Raw genomic sequence first — 19,156 nt, 5'->3', positions numbered from 1 at the left:
ATATATTGTAACATAAATTAAATAAAAATAAAAGATAATATATATCAAAATAAATATAATTTTAATATGATTTATTAATTGTATAGGATTTTTTCATAGTGTAAAATATTATGTGTAAACTAAAAATTTGTTCCTTGATATAGAAAAAGAGGAGCATTTCTTGTAAAATTAAGTTACCACACAAAAATTTTCAAGAAGATGGAGATTCTCATGACTAATTTTAACGCAGAATTAATAACTGCGCTATCACAAGGAATAAATATTGATAAAATTTTTCGAAAACAGCTTGAAGAAGCAATGAATTTGCTTTTAGAAACAGAAAGAACCGTCTTTCTTGGATATGAGCCTTACGATGTATCAGTGTACAACAATGGCAACTCAAGAAATGGTTACTATCACAGAAATCTAAAAACTGAATTTGGTGAACTTAATGGAAAAACATGTATTTATATATGCAAGCAAGTATAGTTCGACATTCAGCACGCGGATTCATAAAGGCTTTAAAATAGCACAGTATGAGTTGACGCAAATGCTAGACGAAATTCAAGGAAAATTTGAGGAGAAATTTCCATCCGCTATATGGGATGAATCATCCGTTTTGCTTGCCTTAATCAGTTAGTTTACTATTTAATTTAAATTTATTTACCACTTATTTTTACAAGAAAATTAAAAAAAGTTTACGCAAAAAACTTGACATTACATATTTTTATGATATAATTATATCAACTTTACTTTTATTATAATAATATGTTATGTAATAATTTTAAAGAAAATAGAAATATTTATGGAGGTATTAAAATGAGTGAATTTTTTGATCAAGCAACAGATTTTGCTAAAGAATATATCTTACCTTATGCAAAAGATATTGACGAAAAAATGAGATTTCCAGAAGAATCTTTTAAAAAAATGGGTGAAAAAGGCTATTTTAAGTTAATGGTTCCTAAAGAACTTGGTGGTCTTGGAAAAGGAATGGCTGAACATTCTTATGCTTGTAGAGCTTTTGCTAAAGCAAGTGCAAGTTGTGGACTTTGTTATATGATGCATAATGTATGTTTAAGTATTGTTTTAAAATATGGTAGTGAAGAATTAAAGAAAAAAATTGTTACAGATGTTGTAGAAAATAATAAATTTTTAGGTTTTGCTTATTCAGAATTTGGTTCTGGTACAAATTTTTATCTTCCAGATATTAAAGCAGAATTTACTAAAGATGAAGTAATTTTAAACGGAAGTAAAAGCATGGTTACATCAGCTACTTATGCTTCATACTATCTTTTATTATCTTCTTCTGAAACAGGAGAGGGAATTGATAACTGGATTGTACCAATTGAAACTAAAGGAGTAGAATTTAAAACAGGTAATTGGAACGGATTAGGTATGAGAGGAAATGTTTCATGTCCTATGGAATTTACAAATGTTCATTTACCTAAAGAATACAGAATTGGTAAAGCTGGAGATGCTATGACACATATTTTTGAAGTTATTGCACCATTTTTTATTACAGGTTTAGCTTCTGTTTATACAGGAGTTTGTGAAGCTGTTTTAGAAGAAGCATTACATCATGCAACTAGTAGAAAACATACATTTGGTCCAATGCTTGCAGAATATGAAACAGTACAAACTCATATTTCAAGAATTTATTCTTTAACTAATGCTGCTATTCTTGGAACTAATGAAGCTGCAAGAGCTGTCGATGCCAACGAAGCAGATGCAATCGCTAAGGTAATTTCTGCAAGAATTTTTGCATCAGAAGCTGCTATTGAAACTGCAAGACATGGCATGAGAATAGGCGGAGGAAAAGCTTACAATAAAATGGGTATAATGGAAAGACTTTTAAGAGATGCTTATGCCGGACAAATTATGGCACCAAGCGTAGATGTTTTAATTCTTTGGTTAGGAAGAGCTTTAACAGGACTTCCATTAATTTAGTTATTAATTGGGGGAAAATATCCCCCAATTTTTATACACAAGTAGACATAAGGAGGAAAATTATATGGACAAATTAAAAGTAGGAGCAGTAATTTATGCTCCAAGAGTTACAGTTATATGGAAAATTATAAAAGATTTTTTTGAAGATGAAAATTTTTCTATAGAACCAGTTTATTTTAAGGATTATAGATCACAAGTTGATGCACTTGTTAATGGAGAAATTGATGTTGCATGGAATTCACCTCTTGCATGGTTAGATGCTAATATACGAACACAAGGTAAATCTTTAAACGGTTCAATGAGAGATACAGATAGAGATAGACAAACATATTTAGTTGTAAGAAAAGATAAAAATATAAATTCAATTTCCGATTTAAAATCAAAGACAATTGGGTTTGGTGCAATAGATTCACCACAAGCAAGACTTATACCTATTTTTAATTTATATCAAAATGGACTTGAATATAAAAAAGATTATATTGAAAAAAGATTCGATGTAGGAGTAGGGCTTCATGGAGATCATATAGGAGGAGAACTTGATAGTGCAAAAGCTATGTTAAATGGCGAAGTTGATGCAACTTTTATGCTTGATTTAAATTATAAAGCTTGGGTTGAAGATGGCAGTATTGATGAAAATGTAGTTAAGATTTTATATAAAACACCTAATTTTGATCATTGTATTTTTTCTTCAAGAGTTGGAATTGAAAAGGAAGTTTTTGAAAAATTTATAGAAGTTTTACACAAAATGGACTATAATAATCCTAAACATAAAGAAATGATGGATATGGAAGGATTAAAAAAATGGGTAAAAGGTAGAATCTCTGGATTTGAACAAATTACTAAAGCTAATGAATATATAGACTTTTTTAAAAGTGAATATAAATAAGGGTAATGTTTATGAAAGATAAATTTAAACCATTTACTACCTCATTAATAGGAAGCTTTCCAAGAAGCAAAGAGATTTTAAGTTTAAAAAGAAAACTAAAATTAGATAAAAAATTTAAAAAAGAATATGATAATCTTATAGAAGAAGAAACAAAAAAAGTTGTAAAACTTCAAGAAAAATATTCTATTGATATAATTACAAATGGAGAACTTACAAGAGACAATTATGTATCTTTTATCTCAGATAGACTTAAAGGCGTTATTATGATGAATATGTCAGATATGCTAGATTATATAGAAGATAAAAAAGCTTTTGAAAAAATTTTACAAACTTTAGATGTTCCATCAGTTAGCATAAAAAACGCTATTTGTAATGGTAAATTAGAGTATGACAAAAAGTTAGTTGCAGATGAAATAAAAGAATTAAAAACACTTACATCTAGTAAAGTTAAAGCAACATTACCAGGGCCTTATCTTATGACAAGGTCTATGTGGCTAGCTTCTTTAAGTAAAAATTTTTACAATAGTAAAGAAGATTTAGGAAAAGATGTAATAAAGATTTTACAAAAAGAAGTTGATAATTTAGCTAAAGAGGGTGTTGATATAATTCAATTTGATGAACCCGTTTTGACAGAAGTAGTTTTTTCTACAGGGCAAACACGTTCGTTTATGTGTGCTGCACTTTCTGAAAAAAAAGATCCAACTGAAGAGTTAAATTTTGCAAGCAATTTAATAAAGTCGATTATAGATTATGTTAAAGAAAAAAATATTTTATCATCTGTTCATGTTTGTAGGGGAAATTGGAGCAAAGATGAAAGTATTCTACTTACAGGTCCATATACGCCTCTTATTAAACTTTTTGAAGAAGTTTTGCCAGATGTTTTAGCTTTAGAATTTTCAACTCCTCGGGCAGGAGAAATAGCCTCTCTTTTTGAAAGTGAAAAAATTAAAAATAATATAATACTTGCTCTTGGTGTTATAAATCCAAGAACAGATACAATTGAAACAGCGCAATCTATCGTTGAAAGAGCAAAAGAAGCACTTAAATTTATTGATAAAGAAAGATTATGGTTAAATCCAGATTGTGGATTCGCTACATTTGCAAATAGGCCTGTAAATACTTTTGATATAATTGAAAAAAAATTAGAACAATTAGAAATTGCAAAAAATATTTTAAGGAAAACTTATGAGTGATTTGTACGAATCATATAATTATGAAGTTTCTTATAGAGCTGTTCTAAATTTAGATGATAGTATTAAAGTTTTTACAGATAAAGATATAATTGAAGTTTCTAACTCAATTAGCTTTGATATAGAAAAAAATTACAAAACATCTTTTAGTTATTTTTCTGTATCTATCCTATCAGATATAATGTATGGACTACTTTTAGAAGCTAAAAAAGAAAATTTAGACTTACAAGATGTTGAAGGAAGAATAAATGTAAATTTAAAAAATCCATTAACTATTTTAGCTGTAAAAGGATATAACGAAAAAGCAAAAATAGATAAGATTAGTCTAACGATATATTTTTATCTAGAACTTTTTGATAAAAAATTAGATGATTTTTTAAAAAATGTATTAGATAATTGTTTTATCTATAATTCAATAAAAGATTGTGTAAATATTGATGTTAAATTTAAACAAATATTATAAAACAAAAAGGAATTTATTTTTATAAATTCCTTTTTTATTTGTTTTTTCTGATATTAATTGCTCCTAAAAATAAAAGTATAATTTCTAAAAATAAGATTAATATATTTGAAATATAGATTTTTTTATATATAACTTGATAAATATATTTTATAATTGCAAAAAATCCAACAAAAATCTAACATAGTGTAAAATATTATGTGTAAACTAAAAATTTCTTCCTTGATATAGAAAAAGAGGAGCGTTTCTTGTAAAATTAAGTTACCACACAAAATTTTTAAAGAAGATGGATGTCCTCATGACTAATTTTAACACAGAATTAATAACTGCGCTATCACAAGGAATAAATATTGATGAAATTTTTCGTAAACGCTTGAAGAAGCAATGAATTTGTTTTTAGAAACAGAAAGAACCGCCTTTCTTGGATATGAGCCTTACGATGTATCAGTGTACAACAATGGCAACTCAAGAAATGGTTACTATCACAGAAATCTAAAAACTGAATTTAGTGAACTTAATGTAAAAACATGTATTTATATATGCAAGCAAGTATAGTTCGACATTCATCACGAGGATTCATAAAGGCTTTAAAATAGCACAGTATGAGTTGACGCAAATGTTATACGAAATTCAAGGAAAATTTGAGGAGAAATTTTCATCCCCTATATGGGATGAATCATCCGTTTTGTTTGCCTTAATCAGTTAGTTTATTATTTAATTTAAATTTATTTGCCACTTGTTTTTACAAGAAATTTAAAAGAGTTTACACAAAAAACTTGACACTACCTGATTTATTAATTGTATATATTTTTTTTATATTTTTATATAAAATTGTTATTATTTTATAATTTTATGGTATAATTATATTGTCTTTATGTGATATGAAAGATATTATAAATTTACTATATTTACATTTTAAAATTTATCTAAAGTGTAATATGGTATTATTTAAAATTTAGGAGGAAAAAATGAAAAAATCAAGAATTTTATCTCTTATGCTTGCAGGCTTAATGTTAGTTGGTTGTCAACCTAAAAAAGCAGAAGATAAGAAAGTAGAAAAGAAAGTAGAAACTACTACAAATTTTGAAGGTAAAACTTTGAACGTTGTAGCAACATCAGAAAAGTACAAAAAACTTTTTGATAAGTTCTCAGCAGAAACTAAAGCTAAGGTTGAATTCCTTTCAATGTCTAGTGGAGAAGTTATTGCAAAGATTAAAGCTGAAGGTGGAAAGCCAATGGCTGACGTTTGGTTCGGTGGTGGTATTGACGCTTTTATGAAAGCTAAGACTGACGGACTTTTAGAAATGTATAAACCACAAGGTTTTGACAAAATCAAAGAAGGTTTTAAAGATAGTGAAGGCTATTGGATTTCAAAAGGGGTTACTGTTGTAGGATTTTTAGCAAATAATAAAATTTTACAAGAAAAAGGGCTTCCAATTCCAAAAACTTGGGCTGAAATTGTAGATGCAAAATATAAAGATGAAATCATTATGGCAAATCCTGCTGTTTCAGGAACAAGTTTTGCAAATGTAAAAGGTCTTATCGATATGTATGGAGAAGAAAAGGCTTGGGATTATTTCAAAAAATTAAATGCAAATGTTAAATTCTATGGTAAAAGAGGAAAAGACCCTCAAGAAAAAACTGTTGCCGGAGAATTTGGACTTGGAATTATTCCTATTGACAAATCAGCTTTCGATGTTGCAGAAAAAAATAATTTAACTGCAATTTATCCTGAAGACGGTTTATGTTGGGTTCCTGAAGGTGTTGCAATTTTCAAAAACAGTCCAAATCTTGAAGTGGCAAAAGCATTTGAAGATTTCATTTTAAGACCTGAAAATCAACAAATGATTGCTGAACTTGACGGTAAAGATGGTGCTCAAATGGTAATTGACGGAACTAAAGGTTTTGAACTTGGCTTACCAAAAGATAAATTTATTAAAGAAGATATTACAAGCTTTGGTTCTCAAAGAGAATCAATCCTTAAAAAATGGGCAGAATTAACACAAGGGAAATAGAAACAAAGGGAGAGTAATCTCCCTTTTTGATTAATTATGAAGAGATATTTTAAATTTATAGACGCATTTATTATTTTTACTCTAGTTTTTTGTCTATTTACTTTTATTTTATTTCCTTTTTTAAGAGTTTTTTCATCTACTTTTTATAGTGGGGGAAAATTTACTTTAGAGGGATTTACATTTTTAAAGACACAGAGTAAACTTTTATACAATTCAATATTTGTTGCTTTTTTTACTACTATAATAACGACGATAGTTTCTGTTTCTATTGGAATTTTTTGCTTTAGTATTAGAAAAAGTTTTAAGAAAATTATATCATTTATATTAATGATTACAATGATTTCTCCTCCATTTGTTTCTTCACTTGCATATATAAGATTATTTGGACGTAGGGGATTTATAACTCATGATATTTTTAAACTTTCCATTGATGCTTATGGTTCTTTTGGAATTATTTTAATGCAGAGTATAGGCTTAATTTCATTAAGTGGTCTTATGATTATATCTGCACTTAATAGCATTGATAAGGAACAGATAAATAGCGCAAGGTCGCTTGGAGCAAAGACAAATAATTTAATTTTGGATATTATTTTGCCTCAGTTATTACCTAGTATTAAGGTTGTTGCTATTTTAAGTTTTATTAGAAGTATTGCCGACTTTTCAACTCCATTAATCATAGGTGGTGCTTTTGAAACTTTAGCCTCAAGGTCGTATAATGTATTTATTTCTGACGGGAATATTGTTCAAGCCGGAGCTATGAATATAATGCTTTGTGTTCCTGTTGTACTTACTTTTATATTTTATGTAAAAAATTCAAAAATAATTTCAAATACAAATTTTGGAGCTAATACATCAGAGGTTAATATTGAAAAGAGAGGTTTCGTTTTTTCTTTTATAACTTTAACGGCAATTGTCTTTTTGATTTTATTATTTTTACAATACAGTTCAGTAATTTTATCTGCTTTTACTGATTATTCAAAGGGAAAGTTGTATTTTACATTTGAACATTTTGTAGATATAAAAGACCATATAGATAAAACGGTTTTTAGAAGTATTTATTACTCTTTAATTTCGGCATTTTTTGGTAGTTTAATTGGACTTTTGTTACAATACTATATTCATATAAGAAATGTAAAATTTTTAAAAATATTTGAATTTATAGCCACTATGCCATATATGTTACCCGGTACATTCTTTGGTATCGGATACATATTAGCTTTTAATAATTATCCAATTTATATTACAGGAACTGCTTTGATTGTAATACTAAATGTTACTTTTAAACAATTACCTTTTTCGACAAAAATATTTAATTCAAGTTTGGAAACAATAGACAAAAATCAAATTTTAAGCGCAAAAGATTTGGGGGCAAATGAATTTTTTATTTTTAAAGATGTCGTATTATCACATACCAGAAATGATTTTGTGATAAGTATGATAAATGGTTTTAATAGCACGATGACAACTGTTGGCTCTATAATTTTTATAGTTTATCCTGCACAAAAAGTTTTAACTCTTGTTATGTTTGATGTTATAAATAGTGGAAAATATAATACAGCATCTGTTTTAGCACTTTTGATAATTTTAATTTGTTTGAGCTTTAGTTTGTTGTTTATGTTAATCAATTATATTTTAGGTAAATTAGGAGATAGATATGTTCTTAGAAGTAAAAAATTTATGTAAGACTTATGGAGATAAAGAGGTTTTAAAGGATATTAACTTTTCACTTGAAGAAGGAAATATTCTTTGTATATTGGGACCTTCAGGTTGTGGAAAAACTACAATTTTAAATTCAATCGGTGGTTTTATAAAAAATGATTTTGGACAAATTATTTTAAATGGAGAAAATATAAGTCTTTTAAATCCGGAAGATAGAAATGTATCGACAGTTTTTCAATCTTATGGACTTTTTAATAATAAAAATGTTTTAGAAAATGTAGCTTATGGTTTAAAGTTTAGAAATGTAAAAAAACAAGATAGAATTAAAAAAGCTATGGAAATTTTAGAGATTGTCGGACTTAATGGATATGAAAATAGAAAAGTTTATGAGCTTTCAGGTGGACAAAGGCAAAGAGTTGCACTTGCAAGAAGTTTAGTTATAAATCCAAGACTTATTTTACTTGACGAGCCTTTTTCAAATCTTGATAAAAATTTAAGAATTACTATGAGAAATGAAATAAAGAAACTTGTAAAATATTTTAAGATGACGACAATACTTGTAACTCATGATCAAGAAGATGCATTTACTATGGCTGATAGGGTAATTCTTATGAATGAAGGAAAAATAATTCAAAATTCGACGGTTACAGAACTTTACAATTCTCCTAATAGTGAATTTTCTCTTTCTTTTATTGGAAATTCAAATAAATTAGATAAAGAAAATTTTATAAGACCTGAAAAAATAAAATTTGTTGAGGACGAAACAAAAACTTCTGCAAAAATTGTAAAAAAACAATTTAGAGGTTCTTTTATTGAATATGAATTAAAGTTAAAAGATGAAAAAACTTTAAAAGTGATAGAATTAAATACAGGAAAAGAAAAAAATATTGGCGATAATGTTTTTATTGAATATAATTTACAAAAACTTTCAGATTAACTGGAAGTTTTTTTGTTGATAAAAATTATAAAAAATGATATAATTTAGCATATGTTAATTTAATATCAAAGAATATTAGATTACTTTAGCCTATATAAAAGGAATGTGAAATTATTGAACAATTCTTTACTAAAAAAATTAAAAGAATATGATGAAACAAAAACTGCTTTTCATATGCCAGGACATATGAGAAATAAAGAAGTTTTTAATGATTTAAGTGAATTTATTAAAATGGATATTACCGAAATTGACGGTTTTGATGATTTACATCATCCAGAAGAAATTTTGAAAGAATCTATGGATATTGCAAAGAATCTTTGGAATACTAAAGGCTCTTTTTATCTCGTAAATGGTTCAACATCAGGTAATTTATCTGCAATTTACAGTTTAACAAAACCTAAAGATAAAATTTTAATTGCAAAAAATTGTCATAAATCAATTTACCATGCGATTGAGGTTTTTGATTTAAGCTTTGAATATATTTATCCTAAATATGATGAAAATTTGGGGATTTTTTTGAGTATTGATTCAGATGATATTGAAAAAATATTAGAAAGAAATTCTGATATTAAATTAGTAGTAATAACAAGTCCGACTTATGAAGGAGTTGTATCGGATATTGAAAAAATTTCTAAAGTAGTTCATAGATATGGAGCAAAATTAATTGTTGATGAAGCACATGGTGCAGGTTTTGGACTTAGTGATAACTTTCCAAAATCTTCAATAGGGCTTGGAGCTGATATTACTGTTCAAAGTTTACATAAGACTTTGGCATCATTTACTCAAACAGCAATTTTACATATCGCAGATGAGTCTTTATATCCTAAATTAAGAAAATCACTTGAAATTTTTCAAACTTCAAGTCCGTCATATATTTTAATGTCATCGATTGATTATTGTGTTAGAATGTTGGAGAATGATAGAGAAACTCTATTTAAAAATTGGAGAGAAAATTTAGAATGTTTTTATGAAAAATGTAGAGATTTAAAAAATATTAAACTTTTATCAAATATTAATCTAAAAAATATTTTTGAATTGGACAATTCTAAAATAACTATTTTGACAAATAATACAAATATTTCCGGATATGAATTGATGAAAACTTTGAGAACTGAATATGATATTGAACTTGAAATGGCATCTTTTAATTATGCGATAGCTTATACAGGGATAGGAGTTTCAAAGAAATCTTTGGATAAATTAGCTTTTGCACTTTTTGATATAGATAAAAGTTTATATTATGAAAATTGTAAAAAGATTGCTTTAAATAATTTAAATTTAATTAGAAAATTCAGCATTAAAGAGTCAACTATATTTGATAGTGAAGAATTTGATATAGAAAATTCCGTTTCAAAAATTTCAGCAGAATATGTATGGGCATATCCACCGGGAATTCCAATTTTGACACCGGGAGAAGTTATAACAGAGGAAATTTTAAATTTATTTCAAAAGTATAGAGATGAAAATATAGATTTAAGATTTTCAAAATCAAATGATAATGATAAAATTAATATCATATATAAAAAATAAAGGAGAGAAGAAAATGTCAAGAATAAAAACATTAAAAACAAGAAATTTACATGAATCAATAGTAGAAGGTGGCTGTGGAGAATGCCAAACTTCTTGTCAAAGTGCCTCAAAGACTTCATCAGGAGTAGCAAACCAACCTTGTGAATCTGTTAGCAGAATAAAAACATTAAAGACAAGAAATTTATATGCATCAATAGTAGAAGGTGGATGCGGAGAATGTCAAACTTCTTGTCAAAGTGCCTCAAAAACGTCATCAGGAGTAGCAAATCAACCTTGCGAAAAATGTAGATAAGATGATACATCAGTACAAACTAAATGGTTATAATATAGTTCTTGATGTATATAGTGGTTCTATTCATGTTGTAGATGAAGTTGCTTATGATATTATTGAGCTTTATGAAAAAAATTCTAAAGAAGAAATTACGAAAATTATCTGTGATAGATATAATAATATTACAGCTAAAGATGTCGAAGAATGTTTAGAAGATGTTGAATATTTAAAGGAAAACAAACAATTATATACTGAAGATATTTACAAAGGGTTGAAACCGAAATTAAAGTCTAATTCTGTTGTAAAGGCACTTTGTTTACATATTGCTCATACTTGTAACTTGGCTTGTGAATATTGTTTTGCAAAGCAAGGAACATATCATGGCAAAGATGCGATGATGACTCTTGAAGTCGGTAAAAAGGCAATAGACTTTTTGATTGAGCATAGTGGAGCAAGAAAAAATTTAGAAGTAGATTTTTTTGGTGGGGAACCGCTTGTTAATTGGAGAGTTGTAAAAGAAGTTGTAAAATATGCAAGAAGTATAGAAAAAGAACATAATAAGAATTTTAGATTTACTCTTACTACAAATGGAGTTCTTATAAATGATGAAGTTATTGACTTTGCAAATAAAGAAATGCATAATGTAGTTCTTTCTCTTGACGGAAGAAAAGAAACAAACGATAGGTTTAGAGTGAATATAAAAGGAGAAGGAAGTTATAATACAATAGTTCCTAAATTTCAAAAACTTGTTGCACAAAGAGGAGATAAAGACTATTACATAAGGGGAACATTTACTCATCACAATACAGACTTTACTAATGACCTGTTTCATATGGCTGATTTAGGTTTTACAGAATTAAGTATGGAGCCTGTTGTTGCTGATGCAAGTTCTCCGTCTGCATTAACTGAAGAAGATTTACCAATTCTTTTTGAACAATACGAAATTTTAGCAAAAGAAATGTTAAAACGTGAAAAAGAAGGTAAGCCATTTTCATTTTATAATTACACAATAAATCTTGAAACAAGTCCTTGTATTCATAAAAGAATTACCGGCTGTGGTTCTGGGACGGAATATATGTCTGTAACGCCGACCGGAGAGTTGTATCCTTGTCATCAATTTGTAAATGACAAAGAAATGTGTTTAGGAAATGTCTTTGACGGAATTACAAGAGAGGATATAAGAGATACATTCGGTTCTTGCAATATTTATTCGAGAGATGATTGTCAAGATTGTTGGGCTAAACTTTATTGTGCAGGAGGTTGTCCTGCTAATGCTTACCATACACATAAAGATATTACAAAAATATATGAATATGGTTGTAAGCTATTTAGAAAGAGAATGGAATGTGCAATAATGATGAATGCAGTAAGAAGTGAAGAAGAATAATTTTAAAAGAAAAGTTTTTTAACTTTTCTTTTTTTATACTTTTACAAAGTTGAAATTTACTCTGTATTATATTATAATTAACGTAAGGTTTTTATAAAAAAATTAGAAAGATGTGATTTTATGAATTTGGATAAATTTCTTTTTTTGTTATCAACTATAAGGATAACAGATATTTTGGATATATTTATAGTTAGTTTTGTTTTTTATAAATTGTTTTCTCTTATAAAGGGAACAAGAGCAACACAACTTATAAAAGGTATTTTATTTATTTTTATTGGAGCAAAACTTAGTGAATATTTAAAACTTTATACTATAAGTTGGATTTTAAATAATGCTGTTACTGTTGGATTTATTGCAATTTTGATTGTATTTCAACCAGAGCTTAGAAGAGTTTTAGAGCATATTGGAAATAATAAACTTTTAAAACCGGTTAATTTTGAAACTTCTAGAAGTAATATTAGAGTTTTAGATGAAATTACTAAGGCAACTTTTTCTTTAGCGGATAAAAAAATTGGGGCATTGATGGTTTTAGAAAGAAAAACCGGACTTAGAGATATTATTGAAACCGGAATTACTTTAAATTCTGAAATTTCTTATGAATTACTTATGAATATTTTTATTCCAAATACTCCTTTACATGATGGAGCAGTTGTAATAAGTAATGAGCATATTGTTGCAGCATCTTGTTTTTTACCTTTAACAGACAATAAAGAAATTTCAATGGAACTTGGCACAAGACATAGAGCTGGTATTGGAATTTCTGAAAAATCCGATGCGATTGTTATTGTGGTTAGTGAAGAAACAGGATATGTTTCTATTTGTGAAAAATCTAAGATAAATAGAAATGTTACAAAACAATATCTATTAAATTATTTAGTTGAAAATTTTGTTGTTGAAGAAAAAAATACTAACTCTTTAAAAGAAATTTTCCAAAATTTATTTGAAAATAAAGAAATTTCAAATGATAATATTACTAAAGAAGAAATAAAGGAAGAAGTAAAGAAAGAAATAATTGAAGATATAAAAGAAGAAGTTAACGAAATTGTTGAAAATCAAGGTGATAAGATTGTTAAAAAAGATTAATGTAAAAAGTATTATAAATTTAATAAAAAAAGATTTTAAGTTGAAATTGATTTCTTTAGCTGTGGGACTTGTTATGTGGGTTCTAGTAATTGGTGGCAAAAATCCAATTGTTACAAGACAATTTAACAATATTCCTATAACATTTAAAAATCAATCAGTTTTGGAATCTGAAAAATTGGTAAGAGTTAGTCCAGAAAATTCGACTGTTGATGTTGTGATAACAGGAAATAGAAGTGATGTGTCTGCTGTAAATGCAAATGATATTGTTGCAGAAGTTGATTTGCAAAAGGTAGTAACGTCGGGTTCTCATAGACTCTCAATTAATTTTAAAGTTCCTTATAATGTTAGGTTTAAGTCAGCCTCAGAAAAAGATTTACTTGTAACCTTAGATGAAGAAATTACTAAGACATATAAGGTTGAAGTTGAAACTTCAGGAGAAATAAAAAATAAGAATCAAGTTGTTGTAAAAAAAGAGCCGACAGATTCTGAAATTTTAGTTAGTGGTCCTGTTAGTTATGTTAATAAAATAAAGAGAGTTCTTTGTACGGTTGATGTTACGGATAAGGATAATGATGAAGTTGTTCAATCAAAAATTGTTCCTGTTGATGAGTTTAATCAAGAAGTTAAAAAAGTTAAGCTAAGTAAAACAGATACTAATGTTTCGATTGGTTTTAAAAACTTCAAAGAAGTTCCTATAAAATTAGTTGAAATAAATACTCCGTCTAGTGATATTAGAATTTTAAAGAAAAACATAGTACCTAATTCAATTTATGTTGTAGGTAATTTAACAAGTTTAGAGCAAATTTCACAAATAAGTACAAAGCCTTTTGACTTATCACAAATTAAAGAGTCAGGTTCATTTAGTTTGAATTTAGAATTACCAACAGATATTGCTTTGGTTAATAATGATGTAAAGATTGTAGTTAATGTTGATGTCGATAAAAAAATTGAAAAAATACTAGAGGTAGAAACTTCAAATATTTCAATAGAAAATGATTCAGGAAAAGAAGTTCTTTTAAAGAGCTTAAGAAGTAAAGTTCAAGTTACTGTAAGTGGATATGAATCAGATTTAGCAAAACTTAAAGCAGAAGATATAAAACTTTACGTTTCTGTAAAAAAAGATGATGTAGGCAAAAATGTCCAAATAAAAGCTAAGCATATTGAAGGTATAGAAATTGTTAAAATTTCTAATGATATTGTTCAAGCTGTTGAAAAATAAATTATTAATTAAGCAATGGTGAATCCATTGCTTTTTTATGAATTGTAAATTAGGAGTGTATATGAATTTGTTAAAAGGTTTAAATAATAGACAATTAGAGGCAGTGGAACATTTTGGCTCTCCACTATTAGTTCTTGCTGGTGCAGGTAGTGGAAAGACAAAAGTTTTGACTACAAAGATTGCTTATGCGGTTTTAGAAAAAAATGTAAGTGAATATGAAATTTTAGCAATTACTTTTACGAATAAAGCCGGAAAAGAAATGAAAGAGAGAATAGAAAATATCTTTAAAAGAGATATTTCAAATATGTGGATTGGAACTTTCCACTCAATTTGTTCTAAAATTTTAAGATTTAATATAGAAAAGATTGGATATTCAAACAATTTTACAATTTACGATAGAGATGACCAAAAGTTAGTTTTAAAGGAAATTTTTAAACAAAATCCTACTTGGGAAAATGTGCTTGGAGAATTTAAAGGAGCGGTTATTGGCCTTATAAGTGATGCTAAGGGAAAGAATGTTAAACCTAATGAGTTTTCAAAATATTTTTCTTTTGGAAATAATACTGATGTAATAGAAAAGATTTATAAAAAATACGAAGAAATTTTAGTTAAGAATAATGCTTTAGACTTTGACGATTTGATTTTTAAAACGATTGAACTATTTAAAAGTTGTCCTGAAGTTTTAGAATATTATTCAGAGAAGTTTAAATATATCTATGTTGATGAGTATCAAGATACAAATGATGCACAATATGAAATAATAAAACTTTTAGCATCAAAATATAAAAATGTTTGTGCTGTTGGAGATATTGACCAATCAATCTATGGCTGGAGAGGAGCTAATATTTCAAATATTTTAAATTTTGAAAATGACTTTGAAAACTCAAAAATTATTTTATTAGAAGAAAATTATCGTTCAACTCAAAAGATTTTGGACTGTGCAAATGAGCTTATAAAAAATAATGTGAATAGAAAAGAGAAAAATCTTTGGACTAAAAAAGAGGGTGGAGATGAGATAATTTACAAGAGTTATCAAAATGAAAATTATGAGGCGATAGAAGTTGCGCAAAATATTTCAAAGCTAATTATGGACGGATATGATTTTTCTGAAATAGCAGTTTTGTATCGTGCAAATTTCCAATCCTTTGCTATTGAAAATGCTTTAAGGAAAAATTCAATACCATATAGAATGGTTGGAGGACTTAAGTTCTATGATAGAAAAGAAATAAAAGATATTTTAGCTTATTTAAAACTTATCGCAAATCCAAAGGACGATAATGCTTTTAGAAGAATTATAAATTATCCTAAAAGGGCTATTGGAAATGTTAGTTTACAAAAATTGGAAGAATTTTGTTATGCAGAGAGAATTAGTCTTTTTGACGGACTTTTTAGGAATGAATTTTTAGACTCTATCAGTAAAAAATTAAGAGATAGTTTTGAAAGTTTTAGAGATATGATTTTTGGATTCATAACTTGTGTTGAAGATACAGATGTTGAAATTTTAACTAAAGAACTTTTAAATTCTATTGAGTTTGTAAATTATTTAAGAGAAAACGAAAAGAAAGAGTTTGAAAAGAAAAGTGAAAATATAAATTTATTTTTAGAAGAAATTTCTAATAATTATAAAAATGTGAAATTGTTGGAATATCTTGAAACAAATAGTCTTTTATCAGATATTGACAAGACAGAAGAAGATTACGGAGTGGTTACACTCACGACAATTCACTCTGCAAAGGGTCTTGAATATAAAGTTGTATTTATAATTGGAATGAATGAAGGAATTTTTCCAAGCGAAAGGTCTATTAAAGAAAGAGATGACGGACTTGAAGAAGAAAGACGACTTTTCTATGTTGCTATTACCAGAGCAAAAGAAAAACTTTATATTTCTTCAACAAAGAGTATGACTATGTATGGTAAATTAAATCTTTATAGAACTTCTGGTTTTGTAGATGAGATAATTAATTTTGTTGATGATAAGAGTATTAATGTTGAATTTAGTTTCGATGATGAAAGAGTTTCTACTTCTAAAATTAGAAATGATGCTTATGGTGATTATTCAAGAACTTATGTTTCAAATGCCGATATTGGAAGAACAAAACTTGATAAACCACTTAATCAATATGCTAAAAATAAAGAAAATGTAGCTAAAGATATTTACAAAGTTGGCGAAAAGATTAAGCATGAAAAATATGGTGTTGGAACAGTTATAAAATGTGAAAAAGCAGGCGCAAAGGTTATGCTTATGGTTGCTTTTGACGGAGAAGGAATTAAATTATTTGACTTGAAAAAGGATAAACGTATAAAGAGGGTTTAATATGGATAATATGAAAGAAATTGTAGAAAAATTAAATCTCTGGGCTTATCAATATTATACATTAGATGAGCCGATTGTTAGTGATGCCGAGTATGATAAACTTTATGATGAACTTTTGAAATTAGAAAAAGAAACGGGAATAATTTTGCCTAACTCTCCAACACAAAGAGTTGGGGGAGAAGTTTTAGAAAAGTTTGAAAAACATACACATTTAAAAGAGCTTTACAGTTTACAAAAAGCACAAAGTTTTGGAGAACTTGAAGATTTTCATAATAGGTGTGTGAAACTTTTAAATGAATATAATTCAATAAACAACACAAATAAAACTTTAGAATACTATGTTGAATTTAAGTTTGATGGGTTAACTATAAACTTGACTTATGATAATGGAATATTAATTTCTGCATCAACTAGAGGAAATGGTGTTTATGGAGAAGAAGTTTTTGAACAAGTTAAAACAATAAAAAGTATTCCTCTTGAAATCGAATATAAGGGATTGGTTGAAATTCAAGGAGAGGCTATTATGCCACTTTCTGCTCTTGAAAAATATAACGAAACTGCTGAAGTTCCATTAAAAAATGCAAGAAATGCTGCAGCTGGAGCTATAAGAAATCTTGACCCTAGAAAAACTGCAAAGAGAAATTTAGATGCTTTTATTTATAATGTTGGTTTTAAATCAGATGAACAGTTTAAAACTCAAGAAGATATGATAGCCTTTTTAAAAGAAAATAAATTCAAAGTAAATGGATACGAAAAAAAATGTCTAAATATAAATGAAATTAAAGATAAAATAAATGAAATTGAGATTTTAAGAAAAAAAGTTGACTACCTAACAGACGGAGTTGTAATTAAGGTAAACGACTTTGAACTTAGGGAATACTTTGGATATACAAACAAATTTCCAAGATTTGCAATAGCATATAAATTTGAGGCAGAAGAATATAGCACAATTTTAAAAGAAGTTGTTTGGAATGTTGGAAGAACTGGAAAAGTTACTCCAACTGCTATTTTGGAACCTGTTGAAATAGGAGATGTTACAGTTCAAAGAGCAACACTTAATAATTATGATGATATTTTAAGAAAAAAAGTAAAAATAAATTCAAGAGTTTTGATAAGACGTTCAAATGATGTTATTCCAGAAATTTTAGGAACAATGGATAGTGATGAGAAGAATGAAAAAGAAATTGAAATGCCTACACATTGTCCATTTTGTAATAGTGAATTAATTAGAGATGGAGTACATTTTTTCTGTACAAACACTCTTGCTTGTACTCCACAATTAACCTCTGCACTTGTTCATTTTGCAAGTAAAAATGCAATGAATATTGAAGGTTTAAGTGAAAAAACTATTGATGCTCTTTTTGAAAAGTTGGGAGTAGATACAGTTTATAAAATTTATGATTTGAAATTTGATGAACTTATGACTTTGGATAAATTTAAAGATAAAAAAGCAAATAATTTATTGGATTCCATAGCAAAAAGTAAAAAAGTAAATTTGGAAAATTTTATTTATGCACTTGGAATTGCAAATGTAGGGATTAAAACTGCAAAAGATTTAGCTAAAAAATATAAAAAATTGGATAATCTAAGAAAAGCTACCGTTGAGGAACTTTTACAGATTAATGATGTTGGAGATATTGTAGCTAATTCTATTTTTGAATTTTTTAATGATGAATATAGTAAAGATGCTTTAGATAAATTACTTTCTAAAGGAATAGAAGTGAGTCCTTATGAAGAAGTAGCGCAAAGTGAATTTACAGATAAAAAAATTGTAATTACAGGAACTTTTGAAAAATATAAAAGAAAAGATTTAGAAGATATTTTTTCACAAAATGGACTTGTAGTACAATCAGCAGTAGCAAAATCTACTGATTTTTTAGTCGTTGGAGAAAAAGCAGGTTCAAAATTAAAAAAGGCTCAAGAACTTGGTATTGAAATAATAACAGAAGATGTTCTTGAAAGTTTTTTAGAAAAGATAAGATAAAAAAATAACTTAAAGACTTGCAAAAGTGCAAGCTGTATGGTATAATACTACTGTTAAATATGAGTATGTAAAAGGAGGTAAGGAAATGTCAAAAAGATGTGCAATTTGCGATAAATCAAAATTATTTGGAAATAAAGTAACTTTCTCAAATAGAAAAAGTAGTAGATCATGGGGCGCTAACATTAGAAAAGTTAGAGTTGTTGTTGACGGTTCTGTTAAAAGAATTAATGTTTGTACTACTTGTTTAAAGAGTGGTTTTGTTGAAAGACCTTCATTTACTTCAGCTGAATAATAA

17 protein-coding genes and 1 pseudogene are annotated in these 19,156 nt (G+C 27.4%); all 18 read left to right on the top strand.

Annotated elements, in window-relative coordinates; all coding sequences use genetic code 11:
* Positions 1-210: 210 nt before the first annotated feature.
* Positions 211-468 carry a transposase gene (locus tag IBJ83_RS01360; protein ID WP_201275045.1) on the top strand — a complete coding sequence of 86 codons (258 nt, stop codon included), beginning with the start codon at positions 211-213 and terminating at the stop codon, positions 466-468.
* 330 nt (positions 469-798) lie between these two features.
* On the top strand, positions 799-1,926 hold the full coding sequence (locus IBJ83_RS01355) for an acyl-CoA dehydrogenase family protein (protein ID WP_201275044.1): 1,128 nt from the start codon (positions 799-801) through the stop codon (positions 1,924-1,926).
* Between the two features lie 64 nt (positions 1,927-1,990).
* Positions 1,991-2,812 carry a phosphate/phosphite/phosphonate ABC transporter substrate-binding protein gene (locus tag IBJ83_RS01350; protein WP_201275043.1) on the top strand — a complete coding sequence of 274 codons (822 nt, stop codon included), beginning with the start codon at positions 1,991-1,993 and terminating at the stop codon, positions 2,810-2,812.
* Between the two features lie 11 nt (positions 2,813-2,823).
* A complete protein-coding gene (locus IBJ83_RS01345) occupies positions 2,824-4,005 on the top strand; it encodes a cobalamin-independent methionine synthase II family protein (protein WP_201275042.1) in 1,182 nt (393 codons plus the stop codon).
* On the top strand, positions 3,998-4,465 hold the full coding sequence (locus tag IBJ83_RS01340; RefSeq protein WP_201275041.1) for an OsmC family protein: 468 nt from the start codon (positions 3,998-4,000) through the stop codon (positions 4,463-4,465). Before IBJ83_RS01345 ends, IBJ83_RS01340 begins: the two co-directional genes overlap by 8 nt.
* A 381-nt stretch (positions 4,466-4,846) precedes the next feature.
* Positions 4,847-5,017 carry a transposase gene (locus IBJ83_RS08595; RefSeq protein ID WP_201275040.1) on the top strand — a complete coding sequence of 57 codons (171 nt, stop codon included), beginning with the start codon at positions 4,847-4,849 and terminating at the stop codon, positions 5,015-5,017.
* A 413-nt stretch (positions 5,018-5,430) separates the two neighbouring features.
* Positions 5,431-6,477 carry an ABC transporter substrate-binding protein gene (locus IBJ83_RS01330; protein WP_201275039.1) on the top strand — a complete coding sequence of 349 codons (1,047 nt, stop codon included), beginning with the start codon at positions 5,431-5,433 and terminating at the stop codon, positions 6,475-6,477.
* A 36-nt stretch (positions 6,478-6,513) separates the two neighbouring features.
* Positions 6,514-8,160, top strand: coding sequence for an ABC transporter permease (locus IBJ83_RS01325; protein WP_201275038.1), 1,647 nt, complete (start codon positions 6,514-6,516; stop codon positions 8,158-8,160).
* Positions 8,132-9,073, top strand: coding sequence for an ABC transporter ATP-binding protein (locus IBJ83_RS01320; RefSeq protein ID WP_201275037.1), 942 nt, complete (start codon positions 8,132-8,134; stop codon positions 9,071-9,073). The genes IBJ83_RS01325 and IBJ83_RS01320 overlap by 29 nt, the downstream gene beginning before the upstream one ends.
* A gap of 114 nt (positions 9,074-9,187) precedes the next feature.
* The gene (locus IBJ83_RS01315; RefSeq protein WP_201275036.1) at positions 9,188-10,603 is read left to right on the top strand and encodes an aminotransferase class I/II-fold pyridoxal phosphate-dependent enzyme; all 1,416 of its coding nucleotides are present in this window, start codon (positions 9,188-9,190) and stop codon (positions 10,601-10,603) included.
* Between the two features lie 13 nt (positions 10,604-10,616).
* A pseudogene (scfA, locus tag IBJ83_RS08370) lies at positions 10,617-10,751 on the top strand (six-cysteine ranthipeptide SCIFF); the annotation flags it as partial.
* Positions 10,752-10,760: 9 nt separating this feature from the next.
* Positions 10,761-10,895 (top strand): six-cysteine ranthipeptide SCIFF, encoded by a 135-nt coding sequence (gene scfA / locus IBJ83_RS08365; RefSeq protein WP_068471962.1) that lies wholly within the window; start codon positions 10,761-10,763, stop codon positions 10,893-10,895.
* A 1-nt stretch (position 10,896) separates the two neighbouring features.
* Positions 10,897-12,261, top strand: coding sequence for a thioether cross-link-forming SCIFF peptide maturase (gene scfB / locus IBJ83_RS01305; RefSeq protein ID WP_068471830.1), 1,365 nt, complete (start codon positions 10,897-10,899; stop codon positions 12,259-12,261).
* Between the two features lie 120 nt (positions 12,262-12,381).
* Entirely contained in the window at positions 12,382-13,344 is a 963-nt protein-coding gene (cdaA, locus tag IBJ83_RS01300; RefSeq protein WP_201275035.1) for a diadenylate cyclase CdaA, read from the top strand.
* Complete coding sequence (locus IBJ83_RS01295; RefSeq protein WP_333473013.1) at positions 13,319-14,563, top strand: CdaR family protein; 1,245 nt, start codon at positions 13,319-13,321, stop codon at positions 14,561-14,563. Before cdaA ends, IBJ83_RS01295 begins: the two co-directional genes overlap by 26 nt.
* Before the next feature lie 61 nt (positions 14,564-14,624).
* Positions 14,625-16,877, top strand: a complete 2,253-nt coding sequence (locus IBJ83_RS01290) for an ATP-dependent helicase (RefSeq protein WP_201275033.1) — start codon at positions 14,625-14,627, stop codon at positions 16,875-16,877.
* A gap of 1 nt (position 16,878) precedes the next feature.
* On the top strand, positions 16,879-18,861 hold the full coding sequence (gene ligA, locus IBJ83_RS01285; protein WP_201275032.1) for an NAD-dependent DNA ligase LigA: 1,983 nt from the start codon (positions 16,879-16,881) through the stop codon (positions 18,859-18,861).
* A gap of 85 nt (positions 18,862-18,946) precedes the next feature.
* Entirely contained in the window at positions 18,947-19,153 is a 207-nt protein-coding gene (gene rpmB / locus IBJ83_RS01280) for a 50S ribosomal protein L28 (RefSeq protein ID WP_068471819.1), read from the top strand.
* Positions 19,154-19,156: the final 3 nt, after the last annotated feature.

The organism is Parvimonas parva (genome assembly GCF_016552165.1).
GTDB classification, from domain to species: Bacteria; Bacillota; Clostridia; order Tissierellales; family Peptoniphilaceae; genus Parvimonas; species Parvimonas parva.
The sequence above is the reverse complement of the archived record's forward strand: the minus strand, read 5'-3'. Positions and strand labels throughout refer to the sequence as shown.